Genomic DNA, 22,322 nt, shown 5'->3' on the forward strand with positions numbered 1-22,322 from the left:
TGAATTCGCGAAATTAACAGGTATAAACATTATAGATGACTTCTACAATTAGAATCTCTGAACAACAGAAAGGCAAATAGGACCGGCCGCCGGTCGCTGCGCCAAAACCACGGCTCTGATGCCCCCAGACTGGACGATGTATTCAATGAGTAACCCGGCGCCTCTGTTAGCGCAATGGTCCCATTTGCTGACCACCCCGCTACTGGCCTGGCTGTTGGCCGGTGCGCTGTTGCTGTCGACACCCGCGTTGTCTGAGGAGCCGCCCGAAGAGGCTCGCGAGGCTGACGTAGCCGAACGGGTCGCCGAGCTGGACGAACCCCTCTACAACCCCTTTATCGAGCGCTACCTGCTCGATGAGGTCAGGTCGTTGCGTACAGACCTGCTCAACACCCGTGCGGAATTGATTGAAAAGGTCGTTAACAAAGAACTGTCCGTCGCCGACAAGAGCATGTCTTATGCCACCGACACCGTGACCTACTTTTTTTACCTGATCGCGGCAGCCACTTCCATTCTCGTGTTGATCGGCTGGAATTCTATCAGAGATATGCGTCAGCAGCTGACAAATCTGGCGGAAGATCGGGTCAACGAACTGGTGGTGGTGTATGAGCAGCGTCTCAAAGATATCGAGGAACAACTGAAGCAAAAATCCGACATCATTCACCAGAACCAGGCCGACATCGAGCGCACCAACGAAGTCCACTCGCTGTGGCTGAAGGCCAGCCAGGAGCCCTCACAACAAAACAAGATAACGGTCTATGACCAGATTCTCGAGCTTCGTCCCGACGATGTGGAGGCCCTGAGTTACAAGGCCGACGCGGTGCTGGAATTGCAGGAACCCCTGTGGGCCATCAGCCTGTGCTTGCGGGCGCTCAAACTGGCGCCCGACAATGGCCATGCCCTTTATCAGCTGGCGTGTGCCTACGCCGAAATAGGCCGTTGGGAAGATGCCGTCAACAATCTTGCCATGGCAATTGATATTTCCGAAGCATATAGGGATGATGCTTCTACAGATCAAAGCTTTGCGCAACTTCATGAGCATGATCGCTTTTGCAGTCTGGTCTACACTGAGGAGACCCAGACTGCAGTGGTCTGAGAATACCAAAAATAACCCTGACCCAATGTAGGACAGACTCAATGAAAACAACTATTAAATCACTCGCTTCCGCAATTGCTGTGTCCACCGCCCTGATGGGAGCTGGCTACGCCTCTGCTGATATCAAAATTGGCATCGCCGGACCCATGACCGGTCCCGTTGCCCAATACGGTGACATGCAGTTTTCCGGCACCCGCATGGCGATTGAACGCATCAACGCGGCAGGCGGCGTGTTGGGAGAGAAACTGGTCGGCGTCGAAGTCGACGATGTGTGCGACCCCAAGCAAGCGGTGACCGTCGCCAACCGGCTGGTCAACCAGGGGGTGCAGTTTGTGGTGGGCCACTTGTGCTCCAGTTCCACCCAGCCAGCGTCGGATATTTATGAAGACGAAGGCATACTGATGATCACGCCCGCGTCCACCAGCCCGGAAATCACCGAGCGCGGCTACGAACTGGTGTTCCGCACCATCGGCCTGGACAGCATGCAAGGGCCCGTTGCCGGCAACCACATTGCCAGCAAGAACCCCGACGCCGTGGCCGTAATCCACGACAAGCAACAGTACGGTGAAGGCATCGCCACCGCAGTGCGCGACACCCTCAAGGAAGCAGGCGTCGAGGTGGCCCTGTTTGAAGGGATTACCGCCGGTGACAAGGATTTCTCATCGCTGATCACCAAGCTCAAACAGGCCGATGTCGATTACGTCTACTTCGGCGGCTACCACCCGGAGCTGGGACTGATTCTCCGTCAGGCCCGCCAGGCCAACCTGGACGCGGTTTTCATGGGCCCTGAAGGGGTCGGTAACAACGACATCAACACCATCGCCGGCGAGGCGGCGGAGGGCCTGCTGGTCACCCTGCCCCCCAGCTTTGACGAAAAAGCAGAAACAAAGACCTGGTCGATGCTTTTGCCAGCAAGAACGAAGACCCCTCCGGGCCGTTTGTCCTTACCTCCTACGCGGCCGTACAGCTGATCGCCGAGGGCATCGAAAAAGCCGGCTCCGCCGACCCGATGGCGGTGGCCGAAGCGCTGCGCAGCCACTCCTTTGAAACCCCCATCGGTCCTGTTCAGTACGACGACAAGGGCGACATGACGTCGTTTGAGTTCGTGGTCTACGAATGGCACTCCGACGGCAGTAAAACTCCGCAAAACTGAGCAGTAAACCCTACTGACCGATAACCATGAAGACACCTTCCCACCGCGATCCGGGGGAAGGTGTTTTTCCGGGCTTAACCAGAAGCCTCTGAACTGACAGGGCCGCAGTCATGCTGTCGGAGTTATAACTTATGCCAGATTTTCTGTATTTTCTTCAGCAACTCATTAACGGTCTCGCCATCGGAAGTGCCTATGCCTTAATCGCCATTGGCTACACAATGGTTTATGGCATCATCGGCATGATCAACTTTGCCCACGGTGAGATATACATGATCGGCGCCTATACCGCGCTGATTGCGATTACCGGCCTCGCAACCCTCGGGATTGCCTGGCTGCCGCTGATCCTGGTGGTGGCGCTGGTGTGCGCGGTGCTGGTGTCCAGCTCGATGGGCTGGGCGGTGGAGCGGGTCGCCTACCGACCGGTGCGGGGCCGCCACCGGCTGATCCCGCTGATATCCGCCATCGGCATGTCCATTTTCCTGCAAAACTACGTGCACCTTGCACAGGGCTCGCGCAACGTGGGTTTTCCCGCCCTGATCCAGGGCGGCTTCCAGTTTGGTGACCCGGATTCGTTCCAGACCTCCATCTCCTATATGCAGATCACCATATTTGTGGCCACCCTGGTCTGCATGTCGGCCCTGACCCTGTTCATCTCCCATTCCCGCATCGGCCGCGCCTGTCGGGCGGTTTCCCAAGATCTGGGCATGGCCAACCTGTTGGGCATCGAGACCAACCGGATTATCTCGGCCACCTTCGTGATTGGCGCTTCACTGGCGGCTGTGGCCGGCCTGCTGCTGGGCATGTATTACGGCTCGGTCGACCCACTGTTCGGATTTATTGCGGGGCTGAAGGCCTTTACCGCCGCCGTCCTCGGAGGCATCGGCAGCATCCCGGGGGCCATGCTGGGCGGGTTGATCCTGGGTGTATCCGAAAGTATGACGTCGGGCTACCTGAGCGGTGAATACAAGGACGTGGTCTCGTTTGGTTTGCTGATTCTGATTCTGCTGTTCAAGCCCACAGGGCTGCTGGGCAAACCGGAGGTTGAGAAAATATGATGGCCGCTCAAAACGTCAAGCATGCACTTTTTTGTGCAATTATTACGCTCGTCATCTCCTACCCCATTCTCGGGCTGAAACTGGAAGCCGCGGGCATCCGGGTGGTGCTGACCGGCGCCGACGCCAGCACTCTGGTCGCGATAGTGGCGGCGGCTGTGGCGGTGTTCGTGTTCCAGCTGTTTCGGGACACTATTTTCAAAGGGCTCGGCCGTCTGCCTAGCTTCTCCCCGCTGGCGAACCGGGAACCCATGTCCCAGGAAAAACGCGCACGGGTCGAATCCATTGCGCTGATCCTGCTGCTGATGGCGGCGCTGACCTGGCCATTCTTTGCCTCCCGGGGCTCGGTCGACCTGGCCACCCTGGTGCTCATATACGTCATGCTGGCTTTGGGCCTGAACGTGGTGGTCGGCCTGGCCGGACTCCTGGACCTGGGCTATGTGGCGTTTTACGCCGTCGGCGCCTACACCTTCGCCCTGCTGCACCAGTATTTTGACTTTACGTTCTGGCAAGCCCTGTTTGTCGGCTCCGGTCTCGCGGCTTTTACGGGTATGCTGCTGGGTTTTCCGGTACTGCGGTTACGGGGGGATTATCTGGCCATCGTAACCCTCGGATTTGGTGAGATCATCCGTATTTTGCTGAACAACTGGACCCAGCTGACCGGTGGTCCGAACGGCATTGGGGGCATTCCCGATCCGACGCTGTTTGGCATGGAGTTCGGGCGCCGGGTGAAGGAAGAAGGCAATATCTCGTTCCACGAGTTCTTTAATATCCCGTACGACAGCAACCACAAAATCATCTTCCTGTACCTGATCGCCCTGGTGCTGGCCACCTTCACTGCCCTGGTCATTCGCCGGTTCATGAAAATGCCGGTCGGTCGGGCCTGGGAAGCCTTGCGTGAAGATGAAATCGCCGCCCGTTCCCTCGGCCTGAATCGCACTTCGATTAAATTGTCTGCCTTTACCATCGGTGCTTTTTTCGCCGGTTTTGCCGGCACTGTGTTTGCGTCCAAGCAAGGCTTTATCAGCCCGGAATCGTTTGTCTTCCTCGAGTCGGCGATCATTCTGGCCATCGTGGTGCTGGGCGGCATGGGTTCGCAACTGGGCGTTATTCTGGCCGCGATTGCGGTCACCATTCTGCCCGAACTGGCCCGGGAATTTTCCGAGTACCGGATGCTGATCTTCGGCGCGGCCATGGTCACCATGATGGTCTGGCGTCCGCAGGGTTTGATGCCCGTGCGCCGCATCCCCATCAAACTCAAGAAGGCGGAGTAACAACCCATGCTTGAAGTACGCAATCTATCCATGCGTTTTGGCGGGCTACTCGCTGTCGACCAGGTTTCGCTGGATGTACAGGAACAGGAAATCGTTTCCATTATCGGCCCTAACGGAGCGGGTAAAACCACGGTATTCAACTGCATGAGCGGCTTTTACAAGCCCAGTGGCGGCCAGATCATTTTTGACGGCAAGGAGATTCAGGGCAAATCGGACCATAAAATATCCCTCATGGGCATGGTCCGTACCTTTCAGCATGTGCGCCTGTTTACCAAGATGACGGTGGTGGAGAATCTGTTGGTCGCCCAACACCGCCACCTGAATACCAACTTTATGGCCGGACTGCTGAAAACGCCGGACTACCGGGAGCGGGAGCGCAAAGCCCTCGACCGCGCCGCCTACTGGCTGGAGCGGGTCGGCCTGATGGATCTCGCCAACCGGGAAGCCGGCAACCTGGCCTATGGCCAGCAACGGCGCCTGGAGATCGCCCGCTGCATGGTCACCGAACCCAGGCTGCTGATGCTCGACGAACCGGCGGCCGGATTGAACCCGGCCGAAACCCGCGAGCTGAACCAGCTCATCAACAGCCTGAAAGAAGATTACAACGTGTCGGTGGTCCTGATTGAACACGACATGAGTCTGGTCATGGAAATCTCCGACCGGATAACGGTCATCAATCAGGGGCGACCGCTGGCGGCGGGCACCCCGGATGAGGTGCGCAACAATGACGACGTTATCAAGGCCTATCTGGGTGAGACCTAAGGAACTGCTATGCTAGTACTCGACAACATTCACACCCATTACGGCAAGATTGAAGCTCTCCATGGGGTCTCGGTCGAAATCAAGAAGGGTGAGATCGTTTCCCTGATCGGTGCCAATGGCGCTGGCAAGACCACCATGCTGATGACGGTCTGCGGCACCCCGCAGGCGTCCGCGGGCCGGATTACCTTTCAGGGGCGTGACATTACCCACCAGCCCACCGCCAGCATCATGCGCTCCGGAATCGCCATTGTGCCCGAAGGCCGGCGGGTGTTTCCGGGGCTGACGGTGACTGAAAACCTGCACATGGGTGGTTTTTTTAACACCAAAGCCGAAATCAGCAAAAGCCAGGCACACGTGTTCGAGCTGTTCCCGCGGTTGAAGGAGCGCGAGGATCAGCGGGCGGGCACCATGTCAGGGGGTGAGCAGCAAATGCTCGCCATTGGCCGGGCACTGATGAGCAAACCCCAGATGATCATACTGGACGAGCCGTCTCTGGGCCTTGCCCCGCTGGTGATCAAACAGATTTTTGAAATCATCGGCCAACTGAGGGACGAGGGCATCACCGTGTTCCTGGTGGAACAGAACGCCAACCAGGCCCTGGCCCTGGCCGACCGCGGTTATGTGCTGGAAACCGGCAAAATCCGTTTGCACGATACCGGCAAGAACCTGCTGGCCAATCCGGAGGTGCGCAAGGCCTATCTGGGGGGCTGACCACCGGGCCGAAACCTTAAGGTGACACGGCGCGGTTGTGCACTATACTCAGGACTACGGTCATTTTTGCCCCCTGGGCAGAGCCGTCAGGACCGTCAACGCACTGATAGACAATGCATCAACACACGGTGCTTAAGCGACGAAAAACAAAAATTCGATGGAGTGGACAATGAAAAAACTGATCGCAGGTGCAATTCTTCTGGGTGTCTCTACCATGGCGTTCGCGCAGCCGGGTTGTGGTGTGGGTGCCATGATCTGGAAGGGTCAGTCCGGCGCGGCGCCGCATATTCTGGCAGCCACCACCAACGCCACCTTCGGTAACCAGACCTTTGGCATGACCACCGGCACACTGGGTTGTAACACCAACGAGTCGGTCCAGTCGCTGGCGCTGTACATGGACAACAACTTCGACAAGATCGCCCGCGACATGTCCCGCGGCAACGGTGAGAATCTGGACACCATGGCGGTCCTTCTGGGGGTCGAGCAAGCTGACCGTGAGGCCTTCCGCAGCTTGCTCCAAAACAACTTCGCCACCATCGTACCCTCGGCCGACACCACCTCCGGTGAAGCCGTGGACAGCATTGTCGCACTGATGCTGCAAGATGAAGTGCTGAGCAAGTACGTCGCAGCCTAAGCGCTAACTACGGACGGGCAAGCAGCCAAGGATGGCACGGCTCCTCTCCACCTGCTTACGATGGCCGCTCATGCTCCCACTGCTTCGCCCGGGGCTGCTTGCCCCCGGTTTGCTGTTTGCTACCCACTGTTTTGCCGAATCACCAATTCAGCCCCTGCACACCGATCCTGTGTGGCTGACGCTGGGCCATTATCAGCAGGCAATGACCGGTGGTTATACCAGTCAGGCCGATGACCCTGATTTTTTCCTGAGCCCCGCTGGCAAACACTCCCCCAAGGACGAACTGGACGCTACCCTGCGAGCCATCCAGGCCGACGGCGAGGGGGACAGCCATGCCCGCTGCCAGTTTCCGGCCCGGGCGGCGTGGCTGCAACAGCAGTTTCAGCTCGAACTGCCCCCCATGGCCTGTCCGGCCTTTGATCAGTGGACCGCTACCCTTAACGCCGAACATGTCACCCTGGTGTTTGCCGCGTCTTACCTGAACAGCCCGTCCTCCATGTTCGGCCACACCTTTCTGCGGCTGGACCCCCCGCAGGACGATGCCAGCACCAATCTGCTGCTGGCCAATACCATCTCCTACGCCGCCGACGCCGCTGCCCACGACAACGAGTTGCTGTTTGCCTACAAAGGCATCTTCGGTGGCTACCCCGGGGTGACGTCCGTCGAGCCTTACTATGAAAAGATCCGGCTGTATTCCGATATCGAACACCGGGATCTGTGGGAGTACCGGCTCAACCTGCGCCCCGCGGAAGTGGCGCGCCTGTTAGCCCACACCTGGGAAATCCGCAACCGTAATTTCGATTATTACTTTTTCGATGAAAACTGTGCCTACCGGCTATTGGCCCTGATCGATGCGGCCCGCCCCGGTACGGACCTGATCGGCGAAGTCAGCACCCATGCCATTCCGTCGGACACCGTCCGCTGGGTGGTGGCGAAAGATCTGGTGGCCGAGGTGCATTACCGCCCCTCGGCGGCCACCTCGGTCAGTTACGCCCTGGGCCAGTTACCCGTCGCCCAGCAACGTCTGGCGGTGGCGCTGGCCAGGGGGGCACTGTCTGTCAACGCTCCGGACGTGGCGGCCCTCGAACCGGCGGACAAGGCCCGGCTTTTCGATGCCACCTACGATTACGTCCGCTATCAGAGCGCGGCAAAAAAATGGCCCCGCGAGCACGCCGCACCAGTGTCCCACGATTTGCTGGTTGCCCGCAGCCAGATCAGCGCAACCACCGCCACCAGCGAACCAACGGTGCCCGCGGTGCGCGACGACCAGGGGCATAACACCTTCCGGGCCAGCGTCGCCGCTGGCCGACGGGCGGATCGGAATTTCACCCAACTTACCCTGCGCCCGGCCTATCACGATCTGCTGGACCCGCCGGCCGGCTACCGCCACGGTGCCGAGCTGGAATTCTTGCGGGTAGATGCCCGCTATTACACCGATAACCAGAGCCTGGAGCTGGAGCAATTGACCGGTGTGGCCATCCGTTCCCTGTCGACCCGCAATGCCTTCTTCCAGCCCCTGTCCTGGCAAGTGGGTTTTGGGGGGCGGCGCACCGACACCGGCAGCAAACGGGTTCTGGCGCCGTATCTGGAAGGGGGCGTTGGTGGCAGTTGGGCGCTTGGCAGCAACACGCAGGCGTTCGCGCTGGCCACCGTCGACGCGGAAATCGACGACGACCTGAATAAGGGTTATGACCTCGGCCCCGGTGCGGATCTGGGGCTGGTCTTCCAACACCACACCGTCAGTGCCCTGGCGGGCGTCAAACGCAAAGCCTGGCTGGTGGACAACCTGCAGCGTCAGGACCAACTGTATGTGCACACCAACTGGCATCTGTCCCGGGCGGTCAGTGCTTTTGCAGCCTTTACCCGGGAACACCACTTCGACCGGTATCACACCTTATGGCACGTCGGACTGCACGTTTATTTCTAGTCACGGCCCTGACTCTAACCGCCCTGTTTCACGGCGGCTGCAGCCAGTTGTTTTTCTATCCGGACCAGGTGACCTACCTCACCCCGGACCGGCTCAACCTGAGCTACGACGATGTCACCGTCAGCACGGCTGACGGCGAACGCCTGCATGGCTGGTGGCTGCCTGCGGTCGGGACCAGTCGCGGTACGGTGTACTTTCTGCACGGCAACGCCCAGAACATCAGCAGCCATCTGCTCAACGTCGCCTGGCTGCCGGAAGCCGGCTACAACCTGTTTCTGATCGATTATCGCGGGTATGGCCAATCCACCGGTGCCGCCGATCTGGAGGGCATCCTGCGTGACGCCGAGAGCGGATTACGCTGGCTGGTGGCGGATGCCCGCGCCCGCCACAAACCGGTGTACCTGCTGGGCCAGAGTCTGGGCGGGGCGGTCGCGGTGGCGCTGGCCGGCACCTGGCAACAGCGGGGCGAACAACCGGCCATCGACGCTCTGGTTGTGGACGGCACTTTTGCCGGATTCCGCGCCATCGCGCGGGAAAAACTGGCCGCCTTCTGGCTGACCTGGCCCCTGCAGGCGCCCTTGAGCTGGACCATTCCCGACGATTACGAAGGGGTGGATTACATCGCCAGAGTAGCGCCCACGCCCACCCTGATCATTCACAGCGCCCGGGATGGCATCATCCCTTTTCATCACGGTGCACAACTGTACCGGGCGGCGGCCTCGCCCAAATACTTTTTGCGCACCGATACCCCCCACGGGGCCACGTTCGTGATCCCGGCGTATCGGGAGATGGTGGCCGAGTTCCTACAAACAGGTGAACTGCCATAACCCCCCTCTCCCCAACCCCTCTCCCGCCAGGGGCGAGGGGCTACTGAAAAGACCACTTCACCCCTTCAGGCGCGGTGTTTACTCCCCTCCCCTTGCAGGCACGAGTTGTTGCCTCCCCTCGCGCTTGCAGGTACGAGTTGTTTACTCCCCTCGCCCTTGCAGGCTCGAGTTGTTTACTCCCCTCGCCCCTGGCGGGAGAGGGGCCGGGGGAGAGGGGGCACGGTTAAGCACACAGGCAAAAAAAAACCCGCTCCCCATTACTGGAGGCGGGTTTTTTTCAAGTCAGCAATCAGCCTTCAAAGTTTGTTGGCTGTTCACCTTCTTTGACTTCTTTCATCGACAGCTTCACGCGGCCGCGGTTGTCCACATCCAGCACCTTGACCAGCACTTCCTGGCCTTCGCTGAGTTCGTCGGAGACGTTCTCGATACGGCGGTCAGAAATCTGGGAGATGTGCACCAGGCCATCTTTACCTGGCAGGAGGTTAACAAAAGCACCAAAGTCCACAATGCGCTCGACGCGCCCCTTGTAAATGGCGCCCACTTCGATTTCAGCGGTGATTTCCATCACCCGCTTCATAGCTGCCTGCGCCGCCGCCTGATCGGAGGCGTAGATGCTGACGTTGCCGTCATCGTCCAGATCAATGGAGGCACCGGTTTCGTCACAGATGGCACGGATGGTGGAACCACCCTTACCGATGACGTCACGGATTTTCTCCGGGTTGATCTTGATGGTGGATATGCTCGGGGCGCGCTCGGACAGCTCGGTACGCGGCGTAGAGATCACCTTGGCCATTTCACCCAGGATGTGCTGACGGGCACTGTACGCCTGCTCCAGAGCCTGCTCCATGATCTCGTCGTTGATGCCCTGTATCTTGATGTCCATCTGCAGAGCGGTGATGCCTTCCGCGGTACCGGCCACTTTGAAGTCCATGTCGCCCAGGTGGTCTTCATCACCCAGAATGTCGGTCAGGATGGCAAACTTGTCACCTTCCTTCACCAGACCCATGGCAATACCGGCAACCGGTGCCTTGATCGGTACACCGGCGTCCATCAGGGCCAGACTGGAACCACACACAGACGCCATGGAGCTTGAACCGTTGGACTCGGTGATTTCAGACACCGAACGCACCGTGTACGGGAACTCTTCGATGGTCGGCATAACCGCCGCCACGCCACGCTTGGCCAGACGGCCGTGACCGATTTCACGGCGGCCCGGGCTGCCCATACGACCGGTTTCCCCGACGGAGTACGGAGGGAAGTTGTAGTGGAACAGGAACGGGTCTTTGCGCTCGCCTTCGAGGGCATCGATGATCTGCATGTCCCGCGCAGTACCCAGGGTGGTGGTAACAATCGCCTGAGTTTCGCCGCGGGTAAACAGCGCCGAGCCGTGGGTGCTGGGCAGTACGCCGACTTCGATCTGGATCGGACGCACGGTTTTGGTGTCACGGCCATCGATGCGCGGCTTGCCGTCGATTACCGACTGACGCACGATGTCTTTCTCGACCTTGGCGAAATATTTTTTCACGTCTTCAGCAGAAGGCTGACCTTCTTCTTCGCCGGCCAGTTTTTCAACCACCGCGGATTTAATCTCGCTCAGGCGGGTGTAACGCTGCATCTTGTCCCGTACGGTGTAGGCCTCCTCGATCGCCCCGGCGAACTCACCGCGGATGGCTGCCAGCAACTCGGTGTTTTCCGGCTCGGCCTGCCACTCCCAGCGCGGCTTGCCATGTTCGGCGGCCAGTTCCTGGATGGCCTGTACGGCCGGCTGCATTTCCTGATGGGCGTACAGAATCGCGCCCAGCATCTGATCTTCCGTCAAGCCCTTGGCTTCGGATTCAACCATCAGCACCGCGTCCGCCGTGCCCGCCACCACCATGTCGAGTCTGGAAGTTTCCAGCTCTTCAAAGGTCGGGTTCAGGAAGTACCCTTTGTCGTCGGTGTAGCCTACCCGGGACGCACCCACCGGGCCGTCAAAGGGAACACCCGACAGCGCCAAGGCAGCGGATGCGGCCAGCATGCCGGCAATATCGGCATCCATGGTCTTGTTGGCCGACATGACGGTGAGCACCACCTGCACTTCGTTCATGAAGCCTTCAGGGAACAGGGGGCGGATCGGACGGTCGATCAGGCGGGAAGTCAGGGTTTCTTTTTCGGACGGACGGCCTTCACGCTTGAAGAAACCACCGGGGATTTTACCTACCGCGTAGGTCTTCTCGGTGTAGTTCACGGTCAGCGGGAAAAACGCCTGGCCCGGCTTGGCTTCCTTGGCAGCGACCACCGTACCCAGCACGGCAACGTCGTCAATCGAGACCAGTACAGAGCCCGTCGCCTGACGAGCAATGCGGCCGGTTTCCAGGGTGACGGTCTTGCCACCCAATTCAAAGGTTTTCTTTACCGGATTCACAGTAACTCCTTAACTCATTATGTTCAGTACGGTCGGGTTGCCCATGCAACTGACCGGGTGTGCTGCAAGCGATTTACCAGGTGATCCAGAAATATGACCCGTCTGAAAGCTAACAGGCTGTTGTAAAACCCCGAGCCAAAGCTGGGCCGGGTTTTTCAACAACCTGCTATTGTTTCGGCTTTCTGTTACGACAGGGAGTTTTTCGGGCACCACGGAGGAAACCTTACTGCAGCACTTGCGCGTGGTTCTTTGTTGCCGGTGACGGGGCAACAGAGTGTCCACAGGGGAGGAAGCACACTCGACGGCAAACACCGCCGAATGCAGGCTGGAAGCCGCAACAGCAACCAGCCGACAGCGCGTTGAATCCAGACGGATCAGCGACGCAGGCCCAAACGCTTGATCAACTCGAGGTAACGATCGGCGTTTTTGTTTCGCAGATAATCAAGAAGTTTACGACGCTGGTTAACCATGCGAATCAAACCACGACGGGAATGATGATCCTTCTTGTTTACTTTGAAGTGATCCTGCAGTTTGTTGATGTTGGCGCTCAACAGGGCGACCTGAACTTCAGGAGAACCTGTATCGCCTTCGGCTTGCTGATAGTCTTTAACGATCTGTGCTTTCTCACTGGCTGAAAGTGCCATAACTCACCTCATAGTTGCGATGCTGGGTATATCCGGCCGAACCGCGCACCTCTACAGCCCGGCTAACTAGCGGCAACTCAGCCATTCAGCTGGCTTGCCTGCTATCTTTGACCAGCCGCCGCGGCACGATTTCAATGCCCTCGGCGTCTGCGATTCCTTCACCCAGTCCGATGAACCGGCCTTCTCCGTACAATCTGACGGAGCCGGTCACGGAGTGGCCTGCTATTCTAACGGGTTGTCCGTTCAATATCGAGCGCAGCGACGCGCCCTGCAATTCCAGTTCGGGGAACATGGTCAGCGCCGCGTCCGGTTTCACCAGCAGTCCGTCCAGGCTGCCGCCGGCTTCGCGGATACGCTCCAGAGATTCCACCGTGTGTACATCGTTCAACGTGAACCCCGACGCCAGGGTTCTGCGCAAGGCGGTGACGTGGGCACCACACCCGAGCGCCTCGCCGATGTCTTCCACCAGCGAGCGGATGTAGGTGCCTTTGGTGCAGGTCACCGCGAGATCGAGTTCGTTGTCGCGCACCGCCAGCAGGTGTAATTCATAAATGGTCACCGGGCGTGCGGGACGCTCAATCTCGATGCCCTGCCGGGCATACTCGTACAACGGGCGGCCATTGTGTTTGAGCGCCGAATACATCGAGGGCACTTGTTGAATGTCACCCCGAAACCGGGCCAGCACCGGCTCTACCAGTTCGGCGCTGAGGTCTTCCGGCAACGGCCGGGTGCTCACCACCTCACCCTCGGCATCCCCGGTTTCGGTGCGGATGCCCAGCCGGGCGGTGGTGATGTACGCCTTGTCACTGTCGAGCATCAGCTGGGAGAATTTGGTGGCTTCACCAAAACAGAGGGGCAAAACCCCGGTGGCCAGTGGATCCAACGCCCCGGTATGCCCCGCCTTCGCGGCACCGTACAGGCGTTTGACCTGCTGCAGGGCGCCGTTGGAGCTCATCCCGATGGGCTTATCAATCACCAGTATGCCGTTAACGTCACGGCCCTTACGTCGCCGACCCACGCTCAGGACTCCGGCTCGTTGGTGCTGGTATCGGCGTCATCGCCATCCTGCGCAGGCAGGTCGGCAACCGCTTTGCGGATCAGCGCGTCCATACGGCGGCTGTGCCCCAGTTGCGCGTCAAAATGAAAGCGCAGATGGGGAATCATGCGTATCTTCATGGCCCGGCCGAGCTGGCCGCGGAGAAAACCGGCTGCTTTGGTCAGCACTGCCAGCGAGTCTTTGACCACGGGCGAGTCGGCATCCAGCTCGTCGGTGGTCAAGAGGGAGATGTACACGTCCGCGTAACCCATGTCGCGGCTGACCTTTACGGCATTCACCGTCACCATGCCAAGACGCGGGTCCTTGACTTCCCGCTGGATCATCTGGGCCAGCTCCCGCTGGATCTGATCGCCGATGCGATCAATACGGCTAAATTCTTTTGGCATATTCCCGCCTGTTGGCAGAAAGCGTCCTCACAGGGACGCTTTCCGGCTTGGAGGTGTCGCAGGCCAATCAGCCTGCGGATTCCAACTTACGTTCAACCCGAACGCGATCGAACACTTCGATCTGGTCACCGACTTTGACGTCGTACCCTTTTACACCGATACCACACTCGGTGCCGCTGCGGACTTCATTGACGTCGTCCTTGAAGCGGCGCAGGGATTCCAGCTCGCCCTCAAAGATCACCACGTTATCCCGCAGTACCCGGATTGGCTTGTTCCGGTACACCGTGCCCTCGGTCACCATGCAACCGGCCACCTGGCCAAACCGCGGCGAACGGAAGGTATCGCGCACATCGGCAATCCCGATGATGTCCTCACGGAATTCCGGTGCCAGCATGCCGGTCAGGGCCGCGCGCACGTCGTCAATCAGGTTGTAGATGATGCTGTAATAGCGCAGATCGATGCCTTCCTGCTCCACCAGCCGTCTGGCCGAAGCATCGGCCCGCACGTTGAAGCCGAAGATCACCGAACCGGTGGCCATCGCCAGACTGACATCGGTCTCGGCAATGCCGCCCACACCGCTGTACACGATTTTGACCTGAACCTCTTCGTTACCCATCTCCAGCAGAGACTTGGTAATCGCCTCCAAGGTCCCGCGCACGTCGGTTTTAAGGACGACGTTGAGCGTCTTGATCTCTTCCTTGCCCATGTTTTCGAACAGGTTCTCAAGCTTGGCCGCCTGCTGGCGATGCAACCGCTGTTCACGCTCACGGGTCTGACGGAACTCCGCCAGTTCTTTGGCTTTGCGTTCGTCCGCCACCACGAAGAACTCATCACCGGCGTCGGGGGTACCGTTCAGCCCCAGAATTTCCACCGGAATCGACGGCCCCGCATCCTTGACCTGGCTGCCGGTTTCGTCGGTCATGGCGCGGATCTTACCGAAATAGCCACCGGCGACGATCATGTCGCCGATATTCAGGGTCCCGTTCTGTACCAGTACCGTGGCCACCGAGCCACGGCCGCGCTCAAGGCTGGACTCAACCACCACACCTTTGGCGGGTGCCTCGGGCACTGCGGTCAGTTCGAGCATTTCGGATTGCAGCAGCACCGCTTCCAGCAGGCTGTCGATGCCCTCGCCCGATTTGGCAGATACCGGTACAAACTGCACGTCGCCACCCCAGTCTTCCGGAATCACTTCCAGACCGGCCAGTTCGTTCTTGATACGGTCAGGGTCCGCGGTCTCTTTATCCATCTTGGTGATGGCAACCACCAGGGGCACGTCCGCAGACCGGGCGTGCTCGATGGCCTCTTTGGTTTGCGGCATCACGCCGTCATCGGAGGCCACCACCAGAATCACCACGTCGGTGCTCTGTGCACCGCGGGCCCGCATGGCGGTAAAGGCCGCGTGGCCCGGGGTGTCCAGGAACGAAATCATGCCCTGATCGGTCCGCACGTGGTAGGCACCGATGTGCTGGGTAATACCACCGGATTCACCGGCGGCAACCTTGGTGCGGCGAATGTAGTCCAGCAGCGACGTTTTACCATGGTCAACGTGACCCATGACACTGACAACCGGAGCCCGCTTGACGCTTTCACCTTCAAAGGTGATTTCGTTGAGCATGTCCTGTTCAAAGGCATCGTCGGCGACGGTTTTGGCTTTGTGGCCCAGTTCTTCGGTCACCAGAACGGCGGTTTCCTGATCCAGAGCCTGGTTGATGGTCGCCATCACACCCATGCCCATCAGGGTTTTGATTACGTCTGACGCCTTGACGGCCATACGCTGTGCAAGGTCACCGACGGTAATCGTTTCGGGAATTTCGATTTCTCTAACCATTGGTTTGGTTGGCCTCTCGAAGGCGTGTCGCTTCTCTTTGGATTTCTTCTTCGCACGCGCGGGCTTGCGAAGTGTGGAGCCTTCATCGTCTTCCGAGACTACAATGGGTTCCTCAGTGGCACGACTACGGGGACCACGATGTCCGGCCGACTTTTTCTTCGGCTTGCCATCGTCGTTGTCCTCACCGCGCTCCCGTGCCTTTTTCTTTTTCGGCTTGCGGTCCTTACTCTCGCCTTCTGCTGGCGGAACCGGCATGTCGGCCGGATCCATGGCGGCGGGCGCCTCGTCTGCGGCGGATTCCGGTTCGGCTGCCGGCGCGGCTTCCGCCGGCGTTTCAGCAGCGTCAGTGTCTGCCTGCGCGACCGTTTGTTCCGGCGCCTCCGGTACTGCCGGCGCTTCGGGTGCGACAGCTTCTACCGGCGCTTCGATTTCTTCGGGCGCAGCCGCTTCTGGCTCCACCTCGGGCTCGGTACGCTTGATGTACGTGCGCCGCCTGCGCACTTCAACATTAACCGTTTTACCGCGCCCAGCCGCACCACCACCGGTTTTCAGGGTGGTGGTGGTTTTGCGCTTTAACGTGATTTTCTGCGGTTCCGGATCGCCGTGACTCTTGCGTAAATACGCCAACAGCTGTTGCTTCTCTTCGCTGGTGACAGAGTCTTGCTCGGAGCGGGCTGTCAGGCCCGCCTCGACGATATGCCGCAGTAAACGATCCACGGGAGCGCCTACATCTTCGGCCAGCTGTTTAACCGTTACATCCGTCATACTGGTCCTCCTCCCGATTCATTCTGGTCCTCAAACCAGGGGGCGCGTGCAGTCATGATTAACTGCCCTGCACGCTCTTCATCCATACCTTCTATCTCGAGCAGGTCATCAATGGACTGCTCGGCTAAATCTTCCATCGTCAACACGCCCTTGGCGGCCAGCTGGAAGGCCAGTTCACGATCCATGCCCTCCATGGTCAACAGGTCTTCCGCAGGCTCGCGGCCGTCAAGGGCCTCTTCGTTGGCCAGCGCCTTGTTCAGCAGCGCGTCTTTCGCCCGGCGACGCAATTCGGTGACAATTTCTTCGTCAAACCCTTCGATGGCCAGCATCTCGTCCATGGGGACGTAGGCGACTTCTTCGACGGAACTGAAACCTTCTTCAATCAGCACGCCCGCCAGTTCTTCGTCCACATCCAGCGCGCCGACAAAATGGTCGAGCAAACGGGTCTGTTCCTGTTCCTGACGTTCCCCCGCTTCTTCCTCGGTCATCACGTTCAGGGTCCAGCCAGTGAGCTCACTGGCCAGGCGGACGTTCTGACCATTGCGACCAATGGCCTGTGCCAGATTGTCATCGGCAACCGCGACGTCCATGGTGTGGCGGTCTTCGTCCATGACGATGGACGCCACTTCGGCGGGTGCCATGGCGTTGATGACCAGTTGCGCCGGGTTGTCGTCCCACAGCACAATATCCACGCGCTCGCCGCCCAATTCGTTGGACACCGCCTGAACCCGCGAGCCCCGCATACCGACACAGGCACCCACCGGGTCAATGCGGCGGTCGTTGGTTTTAACGGCAATTTTCGCCCGCGACCCCGGATCCCGGGCAGCTCCGCGAATTTCAATCAGTTCCTCAGCGATCTCGGGCACTTCGATGCGGAACAATTCTACCAGCATCCCGGCGGCGGCGCGGCTCAGAATGAGCTGGGGGCCGCGGTGATCGGTACGTATTTCCAACAACAGCGAGCGCACCCGGTCGCCCATGCGGAAGGTCTCGCGGGCGATCAACTGATCCCGCGGCAGCAGAGCCTCAGCGTTACCGCCCAGATCGACGATGACATTATCCCGGGTGACCTTTTTCACGGTACCCGACACCAGCTCGCCCACCCGATCGCGGTAACTGTCGACAATTTTGGCGCGCTCGGCTTCCCGCACCTTCTGGAAGATGATCTGTTTGGCCGCCTGCGCGCCGATGCGCCCAAAGGCCACCGAGTCAATCTTTTCCTCGTGGGTGTCGCCAGGCTGCAGGTCGGTATCGATTTCCTCCGCCTCCTGCAGCGTCAGTTCCGTACCCAGCGCGGGGACCGCGTCGTTGTCAACAACCAGCCAGCGCCGGAAGGTTTCGTATTCGCCGGTGCGGCGATCGATGGCAACGCGGATGTCCGCCTCTTCATCTTCGTATCGTTTTTTTGCCGCCGTTGCGAGCGCCAGCTCGATGGCCTCAAAAATGACATCTTTGTCGACGCCCTTCTCGTTAGAGACGGTTTCAACGACCAGCAAGATCTCTTTACTCATTGGAATGCCCTGCCCTTACCCAAAATAAACTCGCAGTCAGACGACTCACTCGAACACCGGAATGATGTTGGCGCGATCAATACTGTCGAACGGCAACAGATACTCATGCTCATCCACAATGATCACCACGTCCGCCCCTTCAATACCCTTGATGATCCCCCGGAATCTGCGGCGGCCGTCAAACGCCATGCGTAAACGGATCTGCACCTGATGTCCGGCGAATGCCTCATACTGCTCCAACCGGAACAACGGCCGATCCATCCCCGGTGACGACACTTCCAGGGTGTATTCACTCTGTATCGGGTCTTCCACATCCAACACCGCGCTGATCTGACGACTGACTTTTTCACAGTCATCCACGCCAACACCCCGTTCGGCATCGTCGATGAAGACCCTCAGCATTGACTGTTGCCTGCGGGAATGAAACTCGAATCCCCAGAACTCGTAACCCAGACCCTCGACAATCGGCGCGAGAATCTCTTCAAGTTGCTTTAGCTTGGCTGACAAGGCGGTCTCGTCTCCATCACTGTTTATCGATTCCAAAAACAAAAAAAGGGCTGTTAATCAGCCCTTTTTATGCACCGGGGCCTGAAACCCAGGCCCCTTAATCAAAAAACCCCCTATGGTGGGGCCTTTTGTCGCAAGAACTCGCAGCCGCGCGAATACCGCGCGGCTGCTAACAGACACCGGGTCTGCTTGTGGCTAGCAACCACAACTTATGGCCGGAGTATAAGGAGGCCAAGGCTACTGGTCAAGGACTGACCAAAAAAAACGGCCTGGTCTCCCAAGCCGTTTTGTATGGTGCCGAAGGCCGGACTCGAACCGGCACAGCTTTCGCCACTACCCCCTCAAGATAGCGTGTCTACCAGTTCCACCACTTCGGCAAACCCTCACTCGATTTCGGGGACTGCATTGCTGTCCCCTCCGTCGAACTCACCGGCGTCTGAAGCCGCACCGCCCTGCTCTGCAGGTGCCGCGGATTCCTGAACGACCGGAATACCTGCTTCACCACTCACTTCAGCGCGCTGCTTGGCAAAGACTGCCAGCGAAAAACTTGTGACAAAAAACACCACGGCAAGAAACGCCGTCACCCGGGTCAGGAAACTGCCACTACCCTGACTGCCAAATACGGTCTGGGATGCGCCGCCACCAAACGCTGCACCTGCATCCGCGCCCTTGCCTTGCTGGATCAGCACCAGACCCACCAGTGCCACCGCGATCACCACGTGTATAACGACAACCAGTGTTTCGACCCAATCCATAACAACTCTCTGTCAAACGTAAACGTGCAGCATCAGGCAGACTGACAAATGCTGACAAAATCTTCGGCCACCAGTGAGGCTCCACCGATCAGGCCTCCGTCGATATCCGGCTGAGCAAACAGTGCCGCCGCATTATCAGGCTTTACGCTGCCGCCGTAAAGCAGGGAAATCTGTTCTGCCGGCGCATCCAGTTCCGCCAGCAAGCCGCGCATCATTTGATGCATGGCCTGGGCATCGTCCGCTGTCGCGGTTTTGCCCGTACCTATCGCCCATACGGGCTCATAGGCAATCACAATTTGGTTCCAGCTATCGCCCTGAACAGCCGCCAGTGCGGTGCGGATTTGGGCGCTCACTACCTGCTGCGCCGCGCCGGCCTCACGCTCTGCAAGCGTTTCGCCCACACACAGGATTGCAGTCAACCCGCTTGCCAACACCTGTGCTAGTTTGGCGGCCACCACACTGTCGTCTTCACCAAACAACTGCCGCCGTTCGGAGTGGCCAACCAGCACGTAGGCTCCGCCGAGGTCGCGGACCATCCGGGCCGACAACTCTCCGGTGTAGGCACCCGCCTGCCACTGGGAGACATTCTGCACCCCCAAGGCGATGCGATCAATCTCGACACGGGCCTGCACATCGCGAAAAAAAAGAGCGGGAGGAATAATAACAACCTCCACAGCATTTTCAAGCGTTGCCAACCCGGAATTGACACCGCCAACCAGATCTCTTACCAGGTCAACCGACCCGTTCATTTTCCAGTTAGCTGCTACAATAGTTCGGCGCATATCAGCCCTCGACTAAAGGAGGGCGCACTATACAGGAGTATGCCACAACAGACAACACGGTCAGACGCTGTTTACACCCGCGACTGGGCGACCACTTCCGCCAGCTCTTCCGCCACTTCACCGATCAGGGCAGCGTCCTGCCCCTCTGACATTACCCGGATCAGCGGTTCGGTCCCCGACGCCCGCAACAGCACCCGGCCTGTGCCGCCGAGCCGTGCTTCTGCCCGGACGATGGCATCGTTGATGTCCTGCCGCGACAGGGGATCAAACCTTTCGGTTACCGACACATTGATCATCCGCTGGGGCAGCTTCGACATGCCGTTACGCATTTGCGCCAGGGTTTTCCCCGAACGCCACAACGCCAGCAATACCTGCAGTGCGGACACTATTCCGTCTCCTGTGGTGGTGCAGTCCCGGATGACCAGATGACCGGACCCTTCACCACCCAGCACCCAGTCACGCTCCTGCAGCCGCTCCATCACATAGCGGTCACCGACATTGGCCCGCTCGAACGGGATACCCTGCTCTTTGAGGGCCAACTCGACCCCGAGATTGGTCATCAGGGTGCCAACCACTCCGCCACACAGGTTGCCCATCGCCTGGCGCTGGGACGCGATCACGTAGATCAGCTCATCCCCATCCACCTCGACTCCGTCCCGGTCGACCATCAGGACACGGTCGCCATCACCGTCAAAGGCAATCCCCAGATCAGCGCCGCGCTCGACCACTGCGGCCTGCAGCGCCTGCAAATGGGTCGACCCCACGTTGAGGTTGATATTCAGGCCGTCCGGCTCGGCACCAATGACGGTGACATTGGCCCCCAATTCACGGAACACCTTGGGGGCGACGTGGTAGGTTGCGCCGTGGGCGCAATCCAGCACGATATTGACCCCTTCCAGGGTAAACTCATTGGGCACGGTGCTTTTACAAAACTCGATGTAACGCCCGGGCGCATCGTCGATCCGTGACGCCTTGCCCAGGTCGGCGGAATCGCATACTTGTATGGGCAGCGTCAGCCACCGCTCGATCTCGGCCTCGAGGGCGTCGTCAAGTTTGGTTCCGTTGGCCGAGAAAAACTTGATGCCGTTGTCGTGGTGAGGGTTGTGGGATGCGCTGATGACAATACCCGCAGAGGCCCGAAAGGTTCGCGTCAGGTAGGCAATGGCAGGGGTGGGCATGGGCCCCAGCAGTTTGACATCAACTCCCGCCGCCGAAAGTCCGGCCTCCAGCGCCGATTCGAACATATAACCGGACAGCCGCGTGTCCTTGCCGATCAGCACGCTGTTGCGCTGCCCGGTTTTCTTGAACGCCTGGCCGGCCGCCCAGCCCAAATGCAGCATAAACTCCGGGGTGATCGGCCCCTGCCCCACACGCCCGCGGATACCGTCGGTGCCAAAATATTTCCTACCGGTCATAGACCTGCCTCCTTTACCGCGGACACCAGACGTACGGCGTCAACAGTCTCTCTGACATCATGGACGCGAATGATGGCCGCGCCCTTCATGGCGGCTATTGTCGCGGCTGCGAGGCTGGCCGGCAACCTTTCTGTCACCTCCCGGCCGGTCACCGCCCCCAGCATGGACTTGCGTGACAGCCCCACCAACAGGGGATAGCCCAGCACCCGGAACCGGTCCAGCGTGGCCAGCAACTGCAGATTGTGTTGCAGATTCTTGCCGAAACCAAACCCCGGATCCAGCAAGATGTTTTCCGGGGCAATGCCCGCCTCTTCGGCCACCCGTACCCGGTCCATCAGAAACGCACTCACCTGACGGGTGACACTCTGATAGCGGGGGGCTACCTGCATATCGACCGGCTGCCCCTGCATGTGCATCAGACACACCGGCAGACCCGCCTGGCGAACCGCCTCCACCGCCCCCGGGCGATTCAGCGCCCGGACATCGTTGATCAGCCCGGCACCCAGCTGCGCCGTTGCCGCCATCAACTCCGGAGTACTGGTGTCGACCGACACCACCACGTCCAACTCCCGGACGACTGCCTCAACAACCGGGCAGACCCGGTCGAGCTCTTCCTGCACCGATACCGGTGCGGCGCCGGGACGGGTCGACTCGCCACCCACGTCAATAAACGCGGCCCCCTCGTCCACCATGCGCCGCGCCCGAAACAGCGCGTCACTGACACCCGTGTACTGACCGCCATCGGAAAACGAATCTGGTGTCACGTTAAGTATGCCCATCACATGGCACTGATCCATGGTCAGGGTTCGGCCGTTAAAATCTATCTGCATCA

19 protein-coding genes, 1 tRNA gene and 1 pseudogene are annotated in these 22,322 nt (G+C 59.3%); 9 read left to right on the top strand and 12 right to left on the bottom strand.

What is annotated here, in order from left to right; genetic code table 11:
• Positions 1 to 145 precede the first annotated feature (145 nt).
• The 9 genes and pseudogenes from BG841_RS03425 to BG841_RS03465 all read left to right on the top strand — a co-directional run bounded on the left by BG841_RS03425 (position 146) and on the right by BG841_RS03465 (position 9,433).
• Positions 146 to 1,093 (top strand): tetratricopeptide repeat protein, encoded by a 948-nt coding sequence (locus tag BG841_RS03425; RefSeq protein ID WP_416202611.1) that lies wholly within the window; start codon positions 146 to 148, stop codon positions 1,091 to 1,093.
• Positions 1,094 to 1,188: 95 nt separating this feature from the next.
• Positions 1,189 to 2,246, top strand: a pseudogene (locus BG841_RS03430) (branched-chain amino acid ABC transporter substrate-binding protein).
• A 131-nt stretch (positions 2,247 to 2,377) separates the two neighbouring features.
• On the top strand, positions 2,378 to 3,301 hold the full coding sequence (livH, locus tag BG841_RS03435; RefSeq protein ID WP_070056376.1) for a high-affinity branched-chain amino acid ABC transporter permease LivH: 924 nt from the start codon (positions 2,378 to 2,380) through the stop codon (positions 3,299 to 3,301).
• A complete protein-coding gene (gene livM / locus BG841_RS03440; protein WP_070058667.1) occupies positions 3,301 to 4,572 on the top strand; it encodes a high-affinity branched-chain amino acid ABC transporter permease LivM in 1,272 nt (423 codons plus the stop codon). Before livH ends, livM begins: the two co-directional genes overlap by 1 nt.
• 6 nt (positions 4,573 to 4,578) lie before the next feature.
• A complete protein-coding gene (gene livG / locus BG841_RS03445) occupies positions 4,579 to 5,334 on the top strand; it encodes a high-affinity branched-chain amino acid ABC transporter ATP-binding protein LivG (RefSeq protein WP_070056377.1) in 756 nt (251 codons plus the stop codon).
• 9 nt (positions 5,335 to 5,343) lie between these two features.
• Positions 5,344 to 6,045 (top strand): ABC transporter ATP-binding protein, encoded by a 702-nt coding sequence (locus tag BG841_RS03450; protein WP_070056378.1) that lies wholly within the window; start codon positions 5,344 to 5,346, stop codon positions 6,043 to 6,045.
• Positions 6,046 to 6,214: 169 nt separating this feature from the next.
• Positions 6,215 to 6,679 carry a DUF3015 domain-containing protein gene (locus tag BG841_RS03455; protein ID WP_070056379.1) on the top strand — a complete coding sequence of 155 codons (465 nt, stop codon included), beginning with the start codon at positions 6,215 to 6,217 and terminating at the stop codon, positions 6,677 to 6,679.
• A 202-nt stretch (positions 6,680 to 6,881) separates the two neighbouring features.
• Positions 6,882 to 8,606, top strand: coding sequence for a DUF4105 domain-containing protein (locus BG841_RS03460; protein WP_416202625.1), 1,725 nt, complete (start codon positions 6,882 to 6,884; stop codon positions 8,604 to 8,606).
• Positions 8,576 to 9,433: an alpha/beta hydrolase gene (locus BG841_RS03465; RefSeq protein ID WP_070056380.1), complete on the top strand. Its 858-nt coding sequence runs from the start codon at positions 8,576 to 8,578 to the stop codon at positions 9,431 to 9,433. Before BG841_RS03460 ends, BG841_RS03465 begins: the two co-directional genes overlap by 31 nt.
• A 289-nt stretch (positions 9,434 to 9,722) precedes the next feature.
• Here the strand turns inward: BG841_RS03465 and pnp are convergent, their stop codons facing one another.
• The 12 genes from pnp to folP form a co-directional block, all read right to left on the bottom strand.
• A complete protein-coding gene (gene pnp / locus BG841_RS03470) occupies positions 9,723 to 11,837 on the bottom strand; it encodes a polyribonucleotide nucleotidyltransferase (protein WP_070056381.1) in 2,115 nt (704 codons plus the stop codon).
• 374 nt (positions 11,838 to 12,211) lie between these two features.
• On the bottom strand, positions 12,212 to 12,481 hold the full coding sequence (gene rpsO, locus BG841_RS03475) for a 30S ribosomal protein S15 (protein ID WP_070056382.1): 270 nt from the start codon (positions 12,479 to 12,481) through the stop codon (positions 12,212 to 12,214).
• An 85-nt stretch (positions 12,482 to 12,566) separates the two neighbouring features.
• Positions 12,567 to 13,499: a tRNA pseudouridine(55) synthase TruB gene (truB, locus tag BG841_RS03480; protein WP_070056383.1), complete on the bottom strand. Its 933-nt coding sequence runs from the start codon at positions 13,497 to 13,499 to the stop codon at positions 12,567 to 12,569.
• Between the two features lie 2 nt (positions 13,500 to 13,501).
• The gene (gene rbfA, locus BG841_RS03485; protein WP_070056384.1) at positions 13,502 to 13,924 is read right to left on the bottom strand and encodes a 30S ribosome-binding factor RbfA; all 423 of its coding nucleotides are present in this window, start codon (positions 13,922 to 13,924) and stop codon (positions 13,502 to 13,504) included.
• Between the two features lie 67 nt (positions 13,925 to 13,991).
• Positions 13,992 to 16,520, bottom strand: a complete 2,529-nt coding sequence (infB, locus tag BG841_RS03490; protein ID WP_070056385.1) for a translation initiation factor IF-2 — start codon at positions 16,518 to 16,520, stop codon at positions 13,992 to 13,994.
• On the bottom strand, positions 16,517 to 18,031 hold the full coding sequence (nusA, locus tag BG841_RS03495) for a transcription termination factor NusA (protein ID WP_070056386.1): 1,515 nt from the start codon (positions 18,029 to 18,031) through the stop codon (positions 16,517 to 16,519). The genes infB and nusA overlap by 4 nt, the downstream gene beginning before the upstream one ends.
• A 45-nt stretch (positions 18,032 to 18,076) precedes the next feature.
• Positions 18,077 to 18,538: a ribosome maturation factor RimP gene (gene rimP / locus BG841_RS03500; protein WP_070058669.1), complete on the bottom strand. Its 462-nt coding sequence runs from the start codon at positions 18,536 to 18,538 to the stop codon at positions 18,077 to 18,079.
• Between the two features lie 292 nt (positions 18,539 to 18,830).
• Positions 18,831 to 18,915: transfer RNA gene (locus BG841_RS03505), tRNA-Leu, on the bottom strand.
• 6 nt (positions 18,916 to 18,921) lie between these two features.
• Positions 18,922 to 19,293 (bottom strand): preprotein translocase subunit SecG, encoded by a 372-nt coding sequence (secG, locus tag BG841_RS03510; RefSeq protein WP_070056387.1) that lies wholly within the window; start codon positions 19,291 to 19,293, stop codon positions 18,922 to 18,924.
• A gap of 32 nt (positions 19,294 to 19,325) precedes the next feature.
• On the bottom strand, positions 19,326 to 20,075 hold the full coding sequence (gene tpiA / locus BG841_RS03515; RefSeq protein WP_074454278.1) for a triose-phosphate isomerase: 750 nt from the start codon (positions 20,073 to 20,075) through the stop codon (positions 19,326 to 19,328).
• Positions 20,076 to 20,146: 71 nt separating this feature from the next.
• Positions 20,147 to 21,490: a phosphoglucosamine mutase gene (gene glmM, locus BG841_RS03520; protein WP_070056389.1), complete on the bottom strand. Its 1,344-nt coding sequence runs from the start codon at positions 21,488 to 21,490 to the stop codon at positions 20,147 to 20,149.
• On the bottom strand, positions 21,487 to 22,320 hold the full coding sequence (folP, locus tag BG841_RS03525; protein ID WP_070056390.1) for a dihydropteroate synthase: 834 nt from the start codon (positions 22,318 to 22,320) through the stop codon (positions 21,487 to 21,489). Before folP ends, glmM begins: the two co-directional genes overlap by 4 nt.
• Positions 22,321 to 22,322: the final 2 nt, after the last annotated feature.

The sequence above is a fragment of the Marinobacter sp. X15-166B genome (assembly GCF_001752365.1).
Lineage (GTDB): Bacteria > Pseudomonadota > Gammaproteobacteria > Pseudomonadales > Oleiphilaceae > Marinobacter.